General features: G+C 75.3%; 14 protein-coding genes. 7 read left to right on the plus strand and 7 right to left on the minus strand.

From position 1 onward, the window contains the following. Positions 1-292: 292 nt before the first annotated feature. A complete protein-coding gene (locus ACYVGT_RS06130; RefSeq protein ID WP_460855432.1) occupies positions 293-1234 on the plus strand; it encodes an SDR family NAD(P)-dependent oxidoreductase in 942 nt (313 codons plus the stop codon). A gap of 684 nt (positions 1235-1918) precedes the next feature. Here the strand turns inward: ACYVGT_RS06130 and ACYVGT_RS06135 are convergent. From ACYVGT_RS06135 to ACYVGT_RS06150, 4 genes are all read right to left on the minus strand, one after another. Further along, a complete protein-coding gene (locus tag ACYVGT_RS06135; protein ID WP_460855433.1) occupies positions 1919-2587 on the minus strand; it encodes a GntR family transcriptional regulator in 669 nt (222 codons plus the stop codon). Between the two features lie 290 nt (positions 2588-2877). Then, positions 2878-3612: a maleate cis-trans isomerase family protein gene (locus ACYVGT_RS06140; protein ID WP_460855434.1), complete on the minus strand. Its 735-nt coding sequence runs from the start codon at positions 3610-3612 to the stop codon at positions 2878-2880. A gap of 149 nt (positions 3613-3761) precedes the next feature. Further along, positions 3762-4670, minus strand: coding sequence for a maleate cis-trans isomerase family protein (locus tag ACYVGT_RS06145; RefSeq protein ID WP_460855435.1), 909 nt, complete (start codon positions 4668-4670; stop codon positions 3762-3764). A gap of 173 nt (positions 4671-4843) precedes the next feature. Then, positions 4844-5326, minus strand: a complete 483-nt coding sequence (locus ACYVGT_RS06150) for a DUF3830 family protein (protein WP_460855436.1) — start codon at positions 5324-5326, stop codon at positions 4844-4846. 555 nt (positions 5327-5881) lie between these two features. Between ACYVGT_RS06150 and ACYVGT_RS06155 the strand changes: the two genes are divergently transcribed. The 4 genes from ACYVGT_RS06155 to ACYVGT_RS06170 all read left to right on the plus strand — a co-directional run bounded on the left by ACYVGT_RS06155 (position 5882) and on the right by ACYVGT_RS06170 (position 10156). Next, on the plus strand, positions 5882-6886 hold the full coding sequence (locus ACYVGT_RS06155; RefSeq protein WP_460855437.1) for a D-2-hydroxyacid dehydrogenase: 1005 nt from the start codon (positions 5882-5884) through the stop codon (positions 6884-6886). Between the two features lie 112 nt (positions 6887-6998). Next, positions 6999-8438, plus strand: a complete 1440-nt coding sequence (locus ACYVGT_RS06160) for an amidase (protein WP_460855438.1) — start codon at positions 6999-7001, stop codon at positions 8436-8438. A gap of 535 nt (positions 8439-8973) precedes the next feature. Next, positions 8974-9657 carry a response regulator gene (locus ACYVGT_RS06165; RefSeq protein ID WP_460855439.1) on the plus strand — a complete coding sequence of 228 codons (684 nt, stop codon included), beginning with the start codon at positions 8974-8976 and terminating at the stop codon, positions 9655-9657. Positions 9658-9748: 91 nt separating this feature from the next. Continuing rightward, positions 9749-10156, plus strand: a complete 408-nt coding sequence (locus ACYVGT_RS06170) for a VOC family protein (protein ID WP_460855440.1) — start codon at positions 9749-9751, stop codon at positions 10154-10156. 90 nt (positions 10157-10246) lie between these two features. Here ACYVGT_RS06170 and ACYVGT_RS06175 read toward each other — a convergent pair whose 3' ends face one another. Further along, the gene (locus ACYVGT_RS06175) at positions 10247-11926 is read right to left on the minus strand and encodes a sensor histidine kinase (RefSeq protein ID WP_460855541.1); all 1680 of its coding nucleotides are present in this window, start codon (positions 11924-11926) and stop codon (positions 10247-10249) included. 605 nt (positions 11927-12531) lie between these two features. Here ACYVGT_RS06175 and ACYVGT_RS06180 point away from each other — a divergent pair. Both ACYVGT_RS06180 and ACYVGT_RS06185 read left to right on the plus strand, forming a co-directional pair. Beyond that, on the plus strand, positions 12532-13503 hold the full coding sequence (locus tag ACYVGT_RS06180; protein ID WP_460855441.1) for a hypothetical protein: 972 nt from the start codon (positions 12532-12534) through the stop codon (positions 13501-13503). A 297-nt stretch (positions 13504-13800) separates the two neighbouring features. Next, the gene (locus ACYVGT_RS06185) at positions 13801-14721 is read left to right on the plus strand and encodes a hypothetical protein (protein WP_460855442.1); all 921 of its coding nucleotides are present in this window, start codon (positions 13801-13803) and stop codon (positions 14719-14721) included. 244 nt (positions 14722-14965) lie between these two features. On the opposite strand, the gene ACYVGT_RS06190 is transcribed toward ACYVGT_RS06185, so the two are convergent. After that, positions 14966-16258 carry a L,D-transpeptidase gene (locus ACYVGT_RS06190; RefSeq protein ID WP_460855443.1) on the minus strand — a complete coding sequence of 431 codons (1293 nt, stop codon included), beginning with the start codon at positions 16256-16258 and terminating at the stop codon, positions 14966-14968. A 356-nt stretch (positions 16259-16614) separates the two neighbouring features. After that, positions 16615-18156 carry an LCP family protein gene (locus ACYVGT_RS06195; RefSeq protein ID WP_460855444.1) on the minus strand — a complete coding sequence of 514 codons (1542 nt, stop codon included), beginning with the start codon at positions 18154-18156 and terminating at the stop codon, positions 16615-16617. Positions 18157-18355 lie beyond the last annotated feature (199 nt).

Below are 18355 nucleotides of genomic sequence, written 5' to 3' on the forward strand. Positions count from 1 at the left end.
GCGGGAGCGCACCATCCGCGGGAGTCGGTAATGGGCGATCTGTCACTACTGCTGGCGCTCTGTTGACCTCCGCGAACGCCCCGCCCCCCACCAGGGTGTCCGCCGGACCGGACGCCCTCGCGGGCCGGTGGTGGCCCGCTGACCGGGACAGCCCGCCCTCGCGCCGCCGCAGCTCCCTAGGTTCGAGGCGTGGCGCCCGCCGGGCGGCCGGCTCCGCCGCTCTGCGGGGTGCGGTCGGCCGGCAGGCGGGCGCCCACGAGGCGCACCGACGACCCGCGAGCGAGGACGGACCATGAGCTCACCCACCGACCTGGACGGCAAGGCCGCGATCGTGACCGGCGCCGGCGCGGGCCTGGGCCGCGCGGAGGCACTGGCCCTCGCCGACCGCGGCGCCGCCGTCGTCGTCAACGACATCGGCGCCGACGCGGACGCGGTCGCCGCGGAGATCACCGCCCGGGGCGGCCGGGCCGTCGCGGTCCGCGGGGACGTCGGCGACTGGGCCACCGGCCCGGCCTTGGTGGACGCCTGCGTGGACGCGTTCGGCGCGCTCGACGCCGTCGTGAACAACGCCGGCGTACTGCGCGACCGGATGGTCTTCAACCTCGACGAGAAGGACTGGGACGACGTCATGCGCGTCCACCTGAAGGGCCACGCCGCGCTCTCCCGCGCCGCAACCGCCCACTGGCGGGCCCGCAGCAAGGCCGCGGGGGCACCGGTGGACGCCGCCATCGTCAACACGTCCTCGGAGGCGTTCCTGTTCGGCGGCGCCGGCCAGCCGAACTACGCCGCCGCCAAGGCGGGCATCACCGCCCTCACCCTGTCGACCGCGCAGGGCATGCAGCGCTACGGTGTCCGCGCGAACGCGATCTGCCCGCGGGCCCGCACCGCGATGACGGCCGGTGTCCTGGCCGGTCCGGACGGCGGCGATGACGGCGGGGGACTGGACGTCCTCGCGCCGGAGCGGGTGGGCACGTTCGTGGCCTACCTCGTCTCCCCGGCCGCGGCGGCGATCAGCGGCCAGGTCTTCGTCGTCTACGGCGGCATGGTGGCGCTGATGGCGGCGCCGGAGGTCGAAACCCGCTTCGACGCCGACGGCGGCGCCTTCACCACCGACGGCCTGCACGCGGCCCTCGCCCCGTACTTCGCCGACCGCGATCCGGCCCGCACCTACGCCGCCTACTCCGTCGCCGAACTCGACGACACCGGCGTCGGCAACACCGCCGCTCCGCGCTGAACCGCCCAACCTGCGGCCCGGGCCGCGGCCGCTCCCCGTTCCCGCGGCCGCGCCCCGGTTGCGGCCCCGTGGTTCCAGGCCGGTGGTCTTTCGGATTCCGCGGTGCCGGCCCGCCGGCGTCCGACCGCGTGCGGGGCGCAGGGCGGCTCCCGCCGCTCCCCGGGGCGGCTTCGCCACTGGCCCCGGCGGCGCTGCCGCTCCGGGTGCCGGCCCTGGCGCCTGGCTGGAGTGGATCGCCGCGCGGCCTTGCCCGCGGTCTCGTCCGCGGAGTGGGAGCGCCCCGGCGCCTACCCGCTGGCTTCAGGTCGGCGGCTCATCGGAGGGCCGACGGACGTGCGCCAACGCCTGGGCGTGTGCTGAGGCGTGCCGTTTCGAGCGCGGCAGGAGCGGACCGCCCTGGCGCGCGATGGCCGGTCAGGTCTCGCTGGTGAAGCCGCATTGCGCGGGCCCCGCGGTGCTGCGCTGCCGCTTCCGCGCTCGGCCGCTGCCGAGGGGTCGTGCACCGTGTCGGCCGCGGCGGTGCGGCCCGGCGTGCGCGGCTGACCGACGAGCGGCGCGCCTCCAGCGCCGTGTCCGGCCGGCCTCCGGTGCATCGCGGACGGCCGGGGCCGGGCGGGGACGCCCGGCCCCGGCCGCCGGCGGCGGCAGGATGCCCGATGCCCCCCACTGCCGCCCCGCGGCGCTTCAGAGGCGGGCGGCGCCGTTGATGCGGGTGATGGTGTCGACCATGTGGGAGCGGATGAGGCGCAGGAGAAGGTTCTCGTCGCCGTCGGTGATGGCGTCGAGGATCTTCTGGTGCTCCTCCACGAGCTCGCCGGGCTCGGGGTAGACGTCCTGCATGACCGTGAGGCACATGCGGGTCTCCACGAGCAGCGTCTGGGCCATCCGCTCCAGCCGGTCGTTGCCGGAGCAGGACACCAGGGTCTGGTGGAATGCCTGGTCGGCGTCGCTCATCGCGACCCGGTCCGACGTGGCGGCCGCCTCCTCCAGGCGCTGCAGTGCCGCCGTCAGCCGCGCGACGGCCTCGCCGCGGTTGCCGTGCATGATGAGCTCGCACGCCGTCCGCTCGACGGCGAGCCGCGCCACGTAGACGTCGTGCACGTCGTCCGGCGTGAGTTCGCGCACGAACAGGCCCCGGTGCCGCTCGCTGCGCAGCAGCCCTTCCTGCACCAGGCGCTGCATCGCCTCGCGCAGTGGCCCGCGGCTCACCCCCAGCCGCCCGGCGAGGTCGGTCTCGCCGAGTTGGTCGCCGGGCGCCAGCGTGCCGTACATGATGGCCTCGCGCAGCTGGTCCGCGATGAGCGCGGACGTGGAGCGGCGCGGGACCGGATGGAGTCCTCCTGGCGAGGTCATGGCATCAGTTCACCCTTTCCCGGGCGGATCGTGCGCCCATCGGACGGGTCCGCTGGGCCGGTCGGGCGGGGGTGCGCCGCCCAGGCCGCACCCTATGCGGCTGTGCGGCCGCGGCCTCCCGGGGGAGCCCGCGGCCGCAGCCGCCCGCGCTGTCGGTTCGCTGCCGCCGCTTCCGGCGCGGCGGCCGCTTCGCTCGGTTCCCTCTCTCGTTGTTCCCGGATCTCGGGGGGCGGTGTGTCCGGCCGCTGGCCGCCCGCGGCCCCCGGCGGCCGGCCCGCCGGGGCCCGGACTCAGCCTGCGGCGACCTCCGCCGCGGTGCGGAACAGGGTGCCCAGGCCCCGCCGCGGAGCCGTGTCCCCGGCCAGGCGCAGGCCCTCCCACACGGTCACCTGGTTGGCCGTCAGCACCGGCTTGCCGAGCCGCGCCTCCAGGTCGTCGAGGATCTCCGCGCTGTGCAGCGCCGTGTCCGGGACCAGGACCGCCTCGGCGTCGGGGTGGTCGCCGGCAGCCACCCAGTCCAGCACGTCGCCGGCCTCCAGGGTGCCGACCTCCGCCGCCGTCACGATGCCGCGGCCGCGCCACGCGGCGACCTCGACGCCGGCCCGGCCGAGGAAGGCGGCGAACCGCTCCGCGACGTCCTCCGGGTAGGTTGCGGCCACCGCCACCCGGGACAGCCGCAGCTGCCGCGCCGCCGCGACGAACGCGAAGGACGTGCTGGACGCCGGCACCCCCGCCTCGGCCGCCACCCCGGCGGCCTGCTCCTCGGCGCCCTCCCAGCCGAACACGAAGCTTCCGCTGGTGCAGGCCCACATCGCGGCGTCCACGCCGGCGGTGCGCAGCGCCCGCGCGCCTTCGCTGAGCACGTCGGCGCCGCCCACGTCGAGTAGCGCGTCGACGCGGTGCGCGTCCTCCCGCATCAGGGTGTGCACGACGTGCAGGCCGACGCCCGGGCCGAGCCGCTCGGCGAACCGGGGGTAGTCGTCCTCGGCGCTGTAGCCGGGGTAGAGGAATCCGACGCTGGTCATCGTTGCTGAACCGCCTTTGCTCTCGGGGGGCGCCGCCCTCGGGTGCTGCGCCGCCGGGTGCTGCGTCCGGTGCTGCGGATGCACTGCATGCGGTGGTGCCGTGCTGCGGGGGTGGGCGGGGCGCGGTGCCGCGGACCGCCCCGGGCCGGTCATGTCTGCGCGGCCCGCGCGGTGGCGTCCACCAGGTGCTGGCCGCGGGCGACCGCGCCGCGGCCGATCGCGCGCAGGGCCGCCCACATGGTGACCTGGTTGGCCGCGATGACCGGCTTGCCGAGCATGCGCTCCAGCGGCGCGATGATGTCGTAGGTCAGGACGTTGGTGCAGCTGATGTAGACGGCCTCGGCGTCCGGCCGGTCGGCCTCGCGCACCGCCTGCGCCACCTCGGCGTAGCCCACCCGCCAGATGTGGCCGAGCAGGCCGAGCCCGACACTGGACGTGGTCTCGATGCCGTGCTCGCCGAGGTAGGCGAGGAGCCGGTCGGTGACGCTGTCGACGTAGGGCGTGACGACGGCGATCCGGCGCAGCCCGAGCGCCTCCAGGGCATCGATCATGGCGCCGGAGGTGGTGACCGCGGCCGGCGCGCCGGCGTCCAGGATCGCCTGGGAGAGCCGCAGCTGCCCCTCGGTCCCGTGCACGAAGCTGCCCGAGGCGCAGGCGTAGCCGATGACCAGCGGCTCGGGCGCCATCAGGTCCCGGGTGGCCCGCGCGGCGCCGCTGCCGTCGCTCAGCGCCGACGCCTGGTCGACGGTCACCGGCACCGGAACGAAGGGCAGCCGCGTCACATAGAGCGAGATGTCGTCGGGCGCCCACCGCCAGAGCTCGCGGTCGAGGGCGAAGTCGTAGGGCGCGATGATGCCCACCCCGGACTGCCAGGGCGCCTCGGTCAGCGCCGAGATCTCCACCAGGCCCTCCGCGATGCGGGGGTCCGGAAGCCGCCCGGGCTCGCCGAGCAGTGACATCGTCGCCGCGGCTTCGCCCGCGGCCGCTTCGGGCGGCTGCGCGCCGGCGGAGCCCTCCGGATCGTCACCCGATGCCGATGAGCCAAGGTCGGTCCGCATTGGTCACTCACCTCCTTCTCTGCGTTCTCCACCGGTGTTCGGGAGGCTCCCGGCGGCGGTGCGCCGGGCGCCCTGTGCGGGGGATTGGGGCCGGGATCCCGGCTGTGCTCGGTCGCGGTGCGGACTCCGTGCGGAGGTGCGGCGGCCGGCGCCGGGACCGGTGCGGCGCAGCGTCAGTCTTCGATCCGGCGGTAGACGAGCCGCTCGCCGACGGCACCGGAGCGCCACACGTCGTTGCATGCCTCGGCCATCCGGTCCAGGCCGTCGACGATGCCGGCGTAGACGTTGCCCGGCACCCAGCCGACGTCGCCGTTGAGCAGCAGGTTGTTGCGCCCGTAGAAGATCGCCAGGTCGATCACCCCGGGCAGGTGGTCGATGCTCTTCTCCTCTTTGAAGCGGCGGTCGAGCATGCCGCCGTTGAACGAGAAGTAGACGACGTCCCCCGGGATGGGCGTCACCGTGGGGTTCTCCTGGCCCGGCTCCTCGTCGGCGAACCGGGGCACCATCGTGTACACCTCGTTGCGGGCGTACTTCGCGTGGTAGATGTCGCCCCCTTGGGGCAGCGCGTTCCACACCGCCTCGCAGGTGCGCGGGGCGTCCTTGTCGTAGAGCTCGGCGACGCATTCGACGCCGCGCTTCTCCAGGGAGATCGACATGTACCGGGGCATGGTGAACCTGCCCTTTCTGGACCGGGGGTGCGGGCGGGGGCCGTGTGCCGCGGCGCGGAGCCGCCCCTGTGCGTCGGTGCGGCGCAGCGGATGGGCGGCGCCGCGGCTGGGCCGCTGTTCTCTCTGTGCTGTCTATAGAAGGGCCGCCGCCCGCTGATTGTCAACAATCGTACGATCGCGGGCCCCGACGGGCAATGGCTCCGCCGCCGCGGTGTGTTACTTCTTTGTGACACCGTGCGGTGCGGTGCGTGCGGCGGCTCCGGGAACGCAGTGGGGCGGGAGTGATCGAGCGCGGGGGCGGGGCCGCTCCGCTGTCCGAGTGTTCCGGACACGGCGGCAAATGTCGATTGTTGACAATCCGACGTGCGGGTCCCTAGCGTGTGCCTCGCCGGACGGCCCAGGCCGTCCGGCGCCAGCGGACCGGCCGCCACTACACCGGCCGCGGGCACGCCGACCGTGCCGATCGCACCGTGGAGCGCGCGCCGACCCGTCTGCAGCGCACGAACCAGCATCGCCCGCCACGTCCGCTTCGGAGCCGCCCCCGTGACCCGCCCGACCAGCAGTGCAGCCCCCGCCCTCGTCGTCCTGCACGGACGCGACCTGCCGCCCGGCCACGAGCGCATCGACGGCCATCCCGGCCTCGGCGCCATCCGCTATGCCACGGCGGACACCCTGCCCGCCGCGCTGCCCGGCGCGCAGTACCTCCTCGTGTGGGACCTGTTCACCGAGGCGCTCACCGCAGCGTGGCCCAAGGCGGATGCGCTGGAGTGGGTGCACGCCGCCACGACCGGCGTCGACAACCTGATGTTCCCCGCGCTGGTGGACAGCAGGGTCGAGGTCACCAATTCGCGCGGTGTCTTCGACGGGCCCATCGCCGAGACCGTGCTGGGCTTCGTCCTCTCCTTCGCCAAGGGCCTGCACACCACCCGCGACCGGCAGCGCGACCGGATCTGGGAGTGGCGGGAGACCGAGCGCGCCGAAGGCCGGCACGCCCTGGTCGTCGGAACCGGCGGCATCGGCCGCGCCACCGCGCGCCTGCTGCGCGCCGCCGGGCTCACCGTGGAGGGCGCCGGCCGCACCCCGCGCACCGGCGACCCCGATTTCGGCACCGTGAGCGAGGCCCGGCTGGGCGTGCCCGGCGGTCTCGACGACGCGCTGCCCCGCGCCGACTACGTCGTCTGCGCGGCGCCGCTCACCCCGGCCACCCGCGGCCTCTTCGGCGCCGGCGCGTTCGCCCGGATGCGCCCCACGGCGCGGCTGATCAACGTCGGCCGCGGCCCCACCGTGGTCGAGGCCGACCTCGCCGCCGCCCTGGAGTCCGGCGCCATCGCCGGCGCCGCGCTGGACGTCTTCGAGGAGGAGCCGCTGCCGGTGACCTCGCCGCTGTGGTCCCTGCCGCAGGCCATCGTCTCGCCGCACATGTCCGGCGATGCGGCCGGCTGGCGCGGCGAGCTGGTCCGGCTCTTCCTCACCGAACTCGACCGCCGCCTCGGCGGTGAGGCCCCGCTCAACCCGGTGGACAAGGAGCGCGGGTACCCCGCCTCCTGAGCCCCACCCCCGCTGATCGGCCCGCCGGGCGCCTCCCAGCAGCACCCGGCACCGCCCGCACCACCAGCCGCCGCCGCTCGCTGAGCGGCCGCACGGAAAAGAGGTCATGGGGATGACGACGAGTTCCGACCGGGTCCCGGCGGGGGTGCCCGCCCAGCCGGGTGCCGGCAATGCCGACGCGAACCCGGCCGACCTCCCGGCCACCGACCTGCTGGCGCACTACGCCTCCGGCGCGCTCTCCCCGGTCGACGCCACCGAGGCGGTCCTGGAGCGCATCGAGCGCACGAACCCGGCCGTCAACGCGTTCAGCCAGGTGTGGGCGGACGAGGCGCGGGCCGCCGCGGCGGAGTCCGACCGCCGGTGGCGGGCCGGCGCCCCCTCCGGCGCGGTGGACGGCGTCCCCACCGCGATCAAGGACATCATGCTCACCCGCAGCCGCCCCACGCTGCGCGGCTCGGCCACCGCCGACGCCGACCGCGACTGGCCGGAGGACTCGCCCGCCGTTGCCCGGCTGCGCGAAGCCGGGGCCGTCTTCACCGGCAAGACCACCACGCCGGAGATCGCGTGGAAGGCGGTCACCGACTCCCCGCTGACCGGGGTCACCCGCAACCCGCTCGACCTCGCGCTCACCCCGGGCGGCTCCAGCGGCGGTGCCTCCGCCGCGGTCGCCGCCGGCATGGGGCCGCTGGCGACCGGCACCGACGGCGGGGGCTCGGTGCGGATCCCGGCGGCGTTCACCGGCACCGTCGCGCTGAAGCCCACCTGGGGGCGCGTGCCGCACTACCCGGCCAGCGCGTTCGGCGCGCTCGCGCACTCCGGTCCGATGACCCGCACCGTCGCCGACTGCGCGCTGATGCTCGACGTCATGTCCGGACCCGATCCGCGCGACTGGGGCGCGATGCCGCCGCCCGCCGAGTCGTTCCGCGCCGCGCTCGACACCGTCGACGTGCGCGCGCTGCGCATCGCCTACAGCCCGGCGCTGCACGGCCTCTACGTCGATCCGGAGGTCGCGGCCGCCGTGCGCGCGGCAGTCGCGGAGCTGGAGCGGCTGGGCGCCCGGGTCGAGCAGGTCGACCCGCCGCTGGAGGACTGCCGGCAGGCGTTCCACGTGCTCTGGTTCAGCGGCGCAGCGAAGGCCATGGCGGGGGTGCCCGGCGACAAGCGCCACCTGATCGACCCGGGCCTGCAGGAGGTCATCGAGGAGGGGCTGGGCTACACGGCGCAGGACTACCTCGACGCCACCGCCGTGCGGATGGCGCTCGGCGAGGCGATGGGCCGCTTCCACGAGCAGTACGACCTGCTGGTGACCCCCGCGGTCGGCATCGTGCCGTTCGAGGCCGGCCGCGAGGTGCCCGAGGGGTGGGACGACCCGCGGTGGACGTCGTGGGCCGGGTTCAGCTACCCGTTCAACATGACCTCCCAGCCCGCGATCAGCGTTCCCTGCGGCACTGCGCACGACCTGCCGGTCGGCCTGCAGATCGTCGGCCCGCGGCACGCGGACGCGCGGGTCCTGGCCGCAGCCCACGCGTTCGAGGGGGCCGACCGCCGCTAGCGGCGGTCGCGTTCCGGAGGTCCGCGCGGGGCGCCCGGGGCGGCGCGAGAGGCAGGTGTCCGGCGCCGGCCGGGTGGAGCAGCCGCACCCGGCCGGCGCCGCGTTGCTCTGCGGGGCCCGCGCCGCGGACACCGCCGCGCCCCGGCCTGCACCGCAGGGTGCGCCGGTACGCCGCGGCACGGCTGAACGTGAGCCTTCGGCGGTTCAGGACCTTCGTCGCCGCCGATCCGCGACTTTTGGCGCGGTTGCGAACCGCGGGTCCGGATACCGTCGATCCCGTGCGGAGGCCGCCGCTGAGGCGCCGCCGGACGGCGATACGGTCAAAGCGCGGCCGTCCGCATCGCCCGTTCGGGCGGCGCGGAGCAGCCCGGCGGAACGGCGCTGGGGCCGCAGCGCGGCGGCGCAGCCGGCCGCCGCGCAGCAGCACCGAACCGACAGCGCAAGCAGCCCCGCGACGGCGCGGCCACCGCGCGGACCCGGTCCGCAGCGGCCGCAGCCCGGCGCGGCACAGACCAGATACGGCGGAAGGCGGACCATGGCCGAGGCGTCAGAGCGGGAACCGATCCGGGTGTTCCTCGTCGATGACCACGAGGTCGTCCGCCGGGGTGTGTCCGCCCTGCTCGAGAGCGAGCCGGACATGAAGGTGGTCGGCGAGGCGGGCACCGCCGAGCAGGCCCTCGCGCGCATCCCGGCCGCATCGCCCGACGTCGCGGTGCTGGACGTGCGGCTGCCCGGCGGTTCCGGCGTCGGCGTGTGCCGGGAGATCCGTTCCGAGCGGCCCGGCATCGCGTGCCTGATGCTCACCTCGTTCGCCGACGACGAGGCGCTCTTCGAGGCGGTGATGGCCGGCGCGGCGGGCTACGTCCTCAAGCAGATCCACGGCGCCGACCTGGTCGGCGCGGTCCGCACGGTCGCCGCGGGCGGCTCGCTGCTCGACCCGGGCAGCACCGGCCGGGTCATGGAGCGGCTGCGCAGCAGCACCGTCGAGCCCGACCCGCTGGCCGAGCTCAGCCCGCAGGAGCGGCAGATCCTCGACCTGATCGGTGAGGGCCTCACCAACCGGCAGATCGGCGAGCGCCTGTACCTTGCCGAGAAGACCGTGAAGAACTACGTGTCGAGCCTGCTCTCCAAACTCGACCTCAAGCGCCGCACCCAGGCCGCCGTCCTCGTCGCCGAACTCCGCAACCGCAACCGCCCCAGCGGCTCCGACCACTGGTGACCGCGGGCGCGGCGCCCTAGGACGTGTCGGGTGGGTGGCGTTCGTCGCGCAGTAGCGCAGTTGTCCACCAAACACGCCCTAACGTCGGGGCATGGTGAACCCCCCTCCGGCATCCGGCCTCCCGGGCGGGCCCCCGCCGCCCCCGGCCGCAGCCGCCTTCGACCAGATCGTGGTGAACGCCGCCGATCCCGCCGCTCTGGCGCGCTTCTGGGGCCGCCTGCTCGGCGTCGAACCGGCCGTCCGCGCGGATGGCTGGGCCGTACTGGCGGGCGAGGGCGCGCGGCCGCGCCTCTCATTCCAGCCCGACCCGGCCCCGGTTCCGGTGGACCGCATCCACCTGGACCTGAGGGTCGGCGACATCGCGGCGGCCTCCGCGGCAGCCGTGGCCCACGGCGCCACCGCTGTCGGTGCCCCGGTCACCGACGAGCAGGGATCCTTCCAGGTCCTCCGCGACCCCGAGGGCAACGTCTTCTGCCTCACGGCCCCCGCGCAGCGCTGAGAGCGCTGTGTACGGGGGCTGGGGCCGGGCCGCGCGATCCGGGAAGGCCGGGATCCCCCGCGGCGGCTCCGGGAACGGTGCCGCCGACCGTCAGGCGTAGTCGAAGCCGGCGTTCTCCGCGGCGGCGGAGGACAGCGGGACGCTCCAGGCGAGGACCGTGCCGCCGTCCGGCGCGGGTTCGGCGGCGAAGCGGCCACCGAGGCCGGCCGCCCGCTCCCGCATGTTGCGCAGCCCGCTGCGCCGGCCGCCCTCCGGGATGCCGCGGCCGTTGTCGGTGACCTGCAGCGTGACGTGGTCGCCGACGTCCACGGACACGTGCACCTCGGTCGCCTGCGCGTGCCGGGCCACGTTGGACAGCGCCTCGCCGAGCACGGCGAGCAGGTGTTCGGCCACGTCCGGGCAGACCGACGCGTCGATCGGGCCCTCCAGGCGCACGCCCGGCTGGCAGCCGAGCGAGCGCGCCGCGCCCTCGGCCGCCGCGAGGATGCGGCCGCGCAGCGACGTGTCCTGCTGGGACGGAGCGTGCTGCAGCGCGAAGACGGTCGAGCGGATCTCGCGGATGGTCTCGTCGAGGTCGTCGATGGTGTGCTGGACGCGCTTGCGCGCCGCGTCGTCGCCGATCAGCCGCACCGTGCTCATCAGCGACATCGCCGAGGCGAACAGCCGCTGGATGACGACGTCGTGCAGATCCTTCGCGATCCGGTCGCGGTCCTCCAGTACGGCGAGGCGCTCGGTGTCGCGCCGCGCGTCGGCGAGCTCCAGGGCGACCGCGGCCTGCCCGGCGAAGGCGTTGATCATCTGCCGGGTGGGCTCGGCGAACGGCGCGCGGCGGGCCTGCTTGCCGAGCAGTAGCACGCCCCGGGTCCGCTCCGGGGTGCCGAGCGGGATCAGCAGGCCGGGGCCGAAGCCGCGGTGCGTGAGCATGGGGCAGTTCGCGTGGCGCAGGTCGGGGATGGCGACCGCGTCCCCGCTCCGGTAGCACTCGCCGCAGGCGGTGTCGGAGATGAGCAGCCGGGTGCCGATCACCTCGGAGGCGACGGTGCCGTTGGCGATCTCCGCGGTCAGCTCGGTGCCGTGCCGATCGGGCAGCAGGACCACGGCCACGTCGGCGTCGGACATCTCGCGGGCGTGCTTGGCGAGCAGCTGCAGCACTTCGCTGGTGTTGTCGCCGGACAGCAGGCGGGTGGTGATCTCGGTGGAGGCGGACAGCCAGCGCTCCCGGGAGAGGGTCTTCTCGTACAGGCGGGCGTTGGTGATGGCGACGCCGGCGGCCGCGGCGAGCGCGGTGACCGCCGACTCGTCGCTCGCGTCGAACTGGCCGCCGCCGCGCTTCTCGGTGAGGTAGAGGTGGCCGAAGACCGTGCCGCGCACCTGGATCGGCACGCCGAGGAAGGTGCGCATCGGCGGGTGGTTCCTCGGGAAGCCGGTGAAGCGCGGGTGCTCGGTGAGATCCGCCATGCGCAGCGAGGAGCGGCTTTCGGTGAGCGCGGAGAACAGGCCGGTCCCGTGCGGGAAGCGGCCCATCCGCGCGGTCCCCTCGGCGGTGAGGCCGACCGGGATGAACTCGGAGAAGCGGCCGTCGTCGCCGATCACGCCGAGCCCGGCGTAGCGGGCGTCGACGAGGTCGGCGGCGGCCTGGGTGAGCCGACGCAGCACGGTCGCCAGGTCGAGGTCGCCGCCGATGGCGAGCACCGCTTCCAGGAGCGAGTCCATCCGGCCCCGCGTCGACGCCTCTGTCCGCAGCTGCGTGTTCAGCTCCGCCAGCAGCAGCGCGAGCCCGGAGCGGTCCGCGCCGCCGGCGCGGTCGGCTGCACCGGCCGGGCGGTCCTCGCGGGCGGTGCGGTCGGCTGCACCGGCCGGGCGGTCCTCGCGGGCGGTGCCTGCGGCATGCGCCTCAGCGGAAGGCCCCGGTGTCCGCGCCGCGGTCCCGGACGCCTCTGCGCGGGTGGGCCCGGTTGCGGCCGGCGGTGGGACGGGCGTACCGGAAAGGGGGTCGGCGGCGCCGGGGCCCGCCGTCCAGGGGGCGGAGCCGGGGCCCGGGATGTCCGCGGGGGCGGGCGTTTCAGGGGGTTCGGCCACGTGTCCACACCTCCGCCGACCACGCTACCCCGCCCGGGCCGCACGCACGTTCGGATCCCCACTTGCCGGCCCCGGGGCGCCCTGTTCCGCGCCGCCCCGGCGCACTGGTGGCACGGTCCGCTGCCGGCGCCGCCGGACGCGCCCCAGCGCGGATGGAGCATCCGCGCGGAGTGGTCGGGGACGGCGCCGATATCGATTCTCGGGTGACCGAAACCCGAATAGTGGTACCGTCACAATCGGTAGCGCATCGAATTCGCCCCGTCATATCGGCGGGCCCGGCCGGATCGAGGTCTCCCGTGCAGTGCAGCCCCGCGACGGAGCGCGCCGAGTGCGCGCGCGCCGCGCTGCTGCGCCCGCTGGTGCGCCTCCTCTGCCTCTGCGCGATCGCTCTCGCGGCCTGGACCGCGGCGGCCGCCGCTGCGGCGGCGGACACGGCCGCAGACAGGGCCGAAAGCGTGCTCGGCGGTGCCGCGCAGGTCGCAGGGCAGGCGGACGGCGCGGAGCACGCGGAGCCGCCGGAGCACACCCCCGACCCGCCGGAGGACGCACCGCAGCCGCCCACGCCGGCGCCCGGGGCAGAAGGGGCCGTCGGCGACGGCGTCGCTGCGGTCACCGGGGCTGTCGCCGAGACCGGAGCGCCCGACACGGTCCGCGGTGTCGTCGGCGCTGCCGCCTCCGGCGGCGAGGCTCCGCGCCCCGCCGCCGACCTGGTGGAGCATGCGGGCAGCGCCGTGCGCGCGGTCGGCACGGCCGCGGCGGAGACGGCCCCGCCCCGCGGCGCCGGGTCCGCAGACCTCGGGGCGGTCCGGCTGGGATCGGCCGTTGACGCGCTCGGTGCGGTGGCGGACCCGCCGGCCGATCCGGGCGGCACGCAGCACCACCCGCACCAGCGCACCGCAGCGGACTCCGACGGTGCCCAGGCTGCCGATCACGGGGACGAGCGCACTGAGCGGCCGCGCGCGGAGCGTCCGGACCGCGGTGGTGCACAGCCGCGCGCCGCACTCCAGCAGGCAGCCGCGGACGGTACGGCGGCGCAGGCCGGCGACCGCGGCTCCGCCGAGCGGCCGGAAACGCCGGCCGGCGGCGAGCGCAGCCCCCATGGATCGGCGCCGCAGACCACCGTGCAGACCGCGCCGGTCGCCCACCCGGGCCACCTGCCGTCGGCGATCGCCGCCGTGCCCGGCCCCGTGCAGCGGCTGCTCCCGGCCGACGCCGCAGGCGGCGCGGTCCGGCAGGCCGCCGACGAAGCTGCCATCTCGCCGGACTAGCCGCCCGCTCGTGCGGCCCGCCGGCCTGGCCGGCGGGGCACCCGCGCAGCGCCGCGACGGCCGTCCCGCATCTCACTGCCCGCCCAGTCCCTGGGGGCCGACGTGAGCCCCTTCCGCCCGCGGAAGTGGTTCACGCCGGCCGGCGCAGATCCGACCGCACCCGCAGCAGCGCAGCGCCTCCGGCGCGGCGGACGCCCTGCGGGACACCGCAGAAGCACCGCAAGCACATCGCCAGCAGATCAGGACGCGCGGGAGGCGCCCAGCCGCCGCCCGGCCCGACCGAAAGGACCCGTCTTCATGTTTGACTTCGCCCGCACATCCGCCACCGCCGCCATGGTCGCCGCCGGCGCGGCCGGCTTCGCAGCCCTGGGCGCCGGCGTCGCGTTCGCCGCGGGGCCGTCCCCCCTCGACCCCGCGACCGGCCCGGTCACCGACGCGCTGGGGGCGGCGCAGGCCGGCTACGCACCGGACGTGCCCGAGCTGTCCGTGGTGCTGCCCGCGCCGGACACCCGCAACCTGGGGAGCTCCGCCGGCGACGCGTCCGGCACCGGTCCCGCCGTCGGCTCCGGGCTGACGGCGGCCGACGACGTGATCGGCACCGCGAGTGACGCGGCCTTCGGCAGCGTCGGACTGGAGCCGCGGCAGCCGCAGTCCGCGGAGTCCGCGCCGTCCCTGGTCGGCAACCCGCTGCCGGACGCGGGCGCGGACCTGCGCGACGCGGCGAAGGGCGTCACCGACATGGTGGTGCTGATGGAGCAGGACGACCCGCGCGACATGCTCAGCCACGACCAGGGCGGCGACGAGGCACCCGGCGGTGCGGCAGGGCTGCCGCTGGCCGAGCCGGACCTGAACGCATCCGCCCCGTCCGGGGTCCGCACCGACCTGCTGCCCGCCGACGAGGAGCCGGGCAGGACGCTGGCCGGCGTCACCGGCGTGGACACCGCGCCTGAAGCGGGCTCGCCGGTGCACAGTGCGGCCAGCGCGGACGCCGGCGCCGCGGCCGAGGAGCTGCCCGAGCCCGACGACGCCGCCGGGACGGTCCGCTCGGCCCTGCCCAACACCGCCGAGGCCCTGGGCGACGGCGTTGACGCGGTGGCCGCCGAGCCCCTGGTGACCGTCGACCGCGAGGCCGTCGCCGGCGTCACCGGCGGCACCCCGCTCGAGGAGCCCGTGGACAGCGCCCTGACCGAAGGCATCAGCCTCCAGCACGGCGCCTGAGAAGCCCCGCCGCCCGCGGTGTCCGCTGGGACCGCGGGCGGCGGCCGCCCCGCGACACCCGCTGAGGTCGCGGGGCTTTCGCGTGCCGGGGCCCGGTGCCCCTGCCCGGGCCCGCAGCGCGCGGGAACACCGCCTGCGCGCGGCAGGGGGTGCCGGAGGAGCCGCCCCCCGGCGCCGCGACGGCACGGAGCCCGCGCCCCGTCGTTCCGGGGCGCGGGCTCCGTGCAAGTGTCGGGCCGGACGGCTACTCGGCCGCTTCGGCCTCGGCGTGGTGCGGGGAGCCGGGGGTGCCGGCCTCGGTGGTGTCGGTGGGCTCGCCGAGGGCGCTGCCCTCGAGCCACTTGTCCCAGTCCTCCACCCAGAAGCCCCAGCCGTTGTCGACCTCCATGGGGCGGCCGCTGTTCACCACGTCCACCGGGTCGCCGGGCAGCGACTCGTCGTAGAACCACTTCGCGTCGGCGCTGTCCATGTTGATGCAGCCGTGGCTGGTGTTGGCCTCACCCAGCTGGCCGTTCCACGGGGCGCTGTGCAGGAACTCGCCCGAGTCCGAGATGCGGACCGCGTGGTCCACGATCTCCTCGTAGTAGGTGGGGTCGTCCTTGCTGACGCCCATCGTGTCGTTGCTCATGCGGTAGTTGGTGTGCTTGTCCATGGTGAGGTGGACACCGCTGCGCGTCACCCAGTCCTGCTGCGTGTTCTGGCCGAGGCTGACCGGGAACTCCTTGACCTGCTCCCCGTCGCGCTGCACCGTCATGGTGTGCTCTTCGTTGTCGACCTCGGTCAGCTGCTCGCGGCCGACCTCGAAGGAGAACTCGCTGTTCTTCATGCCGTAGACGCCGTCCGACGCCTCGACCCCGGCCAGGTTGAGGTCGACGGTGACCTTCTGGTCCGGCTCCCAGTACTCCTCGGTGCGGAACACGGCCCGCTTGTCGCCGAACCAGTTCCACGCGCCCTGCGCCGGCTTCTCCGAGACGACGTCGATGGCCGACTCGACCTCCGCCTTGTTCTCCACCGGCATGTCGAAGTCGACCACGATCGGCATGCCCACGCCGACCTTGGAGTCGGTGATCAGCTGGCGTTCGCGGGTGTCGGTCTTCACCTCCAGGCGCGGACCGTCCGCGGCCTCCTCGGCGGCGAAGGTGCTGACGGCTTCGGTGCCCTCGCCGTCGGAGTTCTCCGCGATCGCGGTGACGGTGACGTCGCTGCCCGGCGTCAGCGTCCAGTCGCTGGTCCAGGTGGCCTTGTCCTTGCTCAGGCTGCCGGTGAGCGACGTGTCGGCCTCGCCCTCCCCGTCCGGCGCGCTCTGCTCGACCACCACGTCGGTGATCTCCCCGTTCTCCGCGGCGACCGTGATCGGCGCGCCGAACGGCACCTTGGTGCTGCCGTCGGCGGGGGAGATGGAGACTTCGGCCTTCTCGGCGGCGCCGGTGAGGTCGCCCTCCTCACCGCCGCTGCATCCCGAGGCGAGCAGGACGACGGCGGCGGCGCCGATCGCCCCCCGCCGGATGGCAGGGGATGGGAAGGAGCGGGGAGTCACTGCGGGTCCTCCAGAGCGTCGGAGTGGAGACGGGCGGTCGGTGCGGCGGAGTCGCCGCCGGTCGGCCGCCGGCGCAGCCGGGGCGGCGGTGCCAGCGGGGCCGTGCCGACACTTCGTCGCGGCGACGAGCGGGCACGGTGTGCGGGGGGTGACGGGGGATCAGATGCCGCGGCGCCGGGGCCGGTTCCCTGAAGGGCGGTGCCACTGTGTGCGGGTGGGGCCCGGTACTACCCGTTGGGACCCGGTTCGCGGGCATTCGGTTCGGTTCTGATCATGCCATCCGGTGCCGGATCCAGCCGCTGAGCACGCGGGCGGCGGCCGGATCCGGACACGGTGCACGGCAGTGCACCGGCGGCTCAGTCGGCGGGCTGGCCACCGCCCTCCTCGTCGGTCCCCTCCCCCAGGCCGTCGCTGCACGGGTCGGCGGTGGCGTCGCGGCCCTCGATGGAGTCCTCGTCGGCGCCTTCGCCGTCCTCGTCGAGTGCGACCGGGGTGAATGCGGCCCCGCCGTCGAAGCCCGCCGGGCCGGCATCGCCCGGTTCCCGGTCCGCCTCCGGGGAGGCGGACGGCGATGGGGACGGGGAGGCCGACGGGTCGGCGCCGTTCGACTCCAGGTCGGCGTCGATCGGCCGGTCCTCGCGGATCGACGTGAACAGCCGCGCGGCGTCGTCCTCCCGCCACACCACCCGGTTGGGGTCGAAAGGCGCGGTCGTCCACGGCACCGTGTAGAACTCGATGTCGGTCAGGTCGGTCTCGGCGAGCGTCGCGCCGATCGACACCATCTCGGAGAAGACCAGGTCGTCGTCTGTCGCCGTGTGCGCGGTGACCGCCCGCAGCAGCCCGTCGAGCTTGCCGGGGTCGGAGAGCACGTCGCTGCCGGTGGCCTCCTCGGCGAGCGCACCGAGGAACATCTGCTGCCGGTCGATGCGGCCGATGTCGCCGCCGTCGCCGATCTCGTAGCGGGCCCGCACGAACGCGAGCGACTCCTCGCCGTCGAGCCGCTGCTCGCCGGCGTCCAGGTCGAGCTTGGCCCGCTCGTCCTCCATCGGCTCGGGGATGCACATGGTGACGCCGCCGACCGCGTCCACCATGTCGCGGAAGCCGACGAAGCTCAGGTGGGCGAAGTGGTCGATGCGGATGTCGGTCAGCGACTCGATGGTCTTGACGACGCACGGCGGGCCGCCGTGGAACAGGGCCGCATTAATCATCCCGTAGTAGGGGGCGGTGCCCTCGGTCTCGCCGTACTCCCCGCATTCCGGCAGCTGCACGAGGGAGTCCCGGGGGAAGTTCACCACGGTGACGCGGCTGTCCGGGGAGATGTGGGCGAGCATCAGCGAGTCGGAGCGCTCGCCCGCGAAGTCCTTGCCGCCGTACTCGGCGTTGCCGTCCTCGCGCCCGTCCGAGCCGATGAACAGGATGTTGAGGTCGTCGCCGATCTTCTCCGGGCGCTCCTCCTCGACGAGGGCGCTGCCCAGGTCGTGCTGGACCATGTCGGAGCGGAGCGACCGGAAGTAGGCGGCCGCGCCGCCGGCTCCGGCGGTCAGGACAAGGACCAGGCCGACGGCCGTCCAGGCGGCGATCCGACCGCGGCGGCGCTTGCGCGGCGCCGGGTGCGAGCCGGTGGCGGCGGTACCCGCCGCGCTCTCGGCGCCCGGGGCGGCGCTGGCATCAGCGGCGGTGGAGTCTGCGCCGGTCGCGGACCGGGTTTCGGTCTCGGATTCGGCTTTGCCGGTATCGGTGTCCGTGGCACCTGAAGCGGTGTCTGTGCTCTCCGCGGCGGCAGGGGATTCCGCGTCGGGGGCGGGTGCGCCGGCGGCGGGTCCGTCCGGGTTCCGCGCGCCGCCGTCGGGGCGTGCCGGGTCGCCGTTTGCGGATGCGTCATCGGGTTCAGCGGGCATCGAGGGGTTCTTCTCGGCTCGGCGGGCGGGCGGGAGCAGGTCGGCCCGGACGCCGGCGGCGGCCGCAGCGGAGACGGGCAGACCAGAACGCAGTGGGGGAGGGAGGCGTACTGCTGTGGGGCAGTGCAGCAGATCCTATGAGACGGGCGCCTAATAATGCGCGGCGGGGATGCCCGAATTTCGATTCAGCCGCCCTGAT

The sequence above is a fragment of the Nocardiopsis coralliicola genome, assembly GCF_054779695.1.

Bases quoted from the DNA above. Each gene is read 5' to 3' on its own strand.
- ACYVGT_RS06130 (WP_460855432.1), top strand. From the start codon at position 293: ATGAGCTCACCCACCGACCTGGACGGCAAGGCCGCGATCGTGACCGGC.
- ACYVGT_RS06135 (WP_460855433.1), bottom strand. From the start codon at position 2,587: ATGACCTCGCCAGGAGGACTCCATCCGGTCCCGCGCCGCTCCACGTCC.
- ACYVGT_RS06140 (WP_460855434.1), bottom strand. From the start codon at position 3,612: ATGACCAGCGTCGGATTCCTCTACCCCGGCTACAGCGCCGAGGACGAC.
- ACYVGT_RS06145 (WP_460855435.1), bottom strand. From the start codon at position 4,670: ATGCGGACCGACCTTGGCTCATCGGCATCGGGTGACGATCCGGAGGGC.
- ACYVGT_RS06150 (WP_460855436.1), bottom strand. From the start codon at position 5,326: ATGTCGATCTCCCTGGAGAAGCGCGGCGTCGAATGCGTCGCCGAGCTC.
- ACYVGT_RS06160 (WP_460855438.1), top strand. From the start codon at position 6,999: ATGACGACGAGTTCCGACCGGGTCCCGGCGGGGGTGCCCGCCCAGCCG.
- ACYVGT_RS06165 (WP_460855439.1), top strand. From the start codon at position 8,974: ATGGCCGAGGCGTCAGAGCGGGAACCGATCCGGGTGTTCCTCGTCGAT.
- ACYVGT_RS06170 (WP_460855440.1), top strand. From the start codon at position 9,749: ATGGTGAACCCCCCTCCGGCATCCGGCCTCCCGGGCGGGCCCCCGCCG.
- ACYVGT_RS06185 (WP_460855442.1), top strand. From the start codon at position 13,801: ATGTTTGACTTCGCCCGCACATCCGCCACCGCCGCCATGGTCGCCGCC.
- ACYVGT_RS06195 (WP_460855444.1), bottom strand. From the start codon at position 18,156: ATGCCCGCTGAACCCGATGACGCATCCGCAAACGGCGACCCGGCACGC.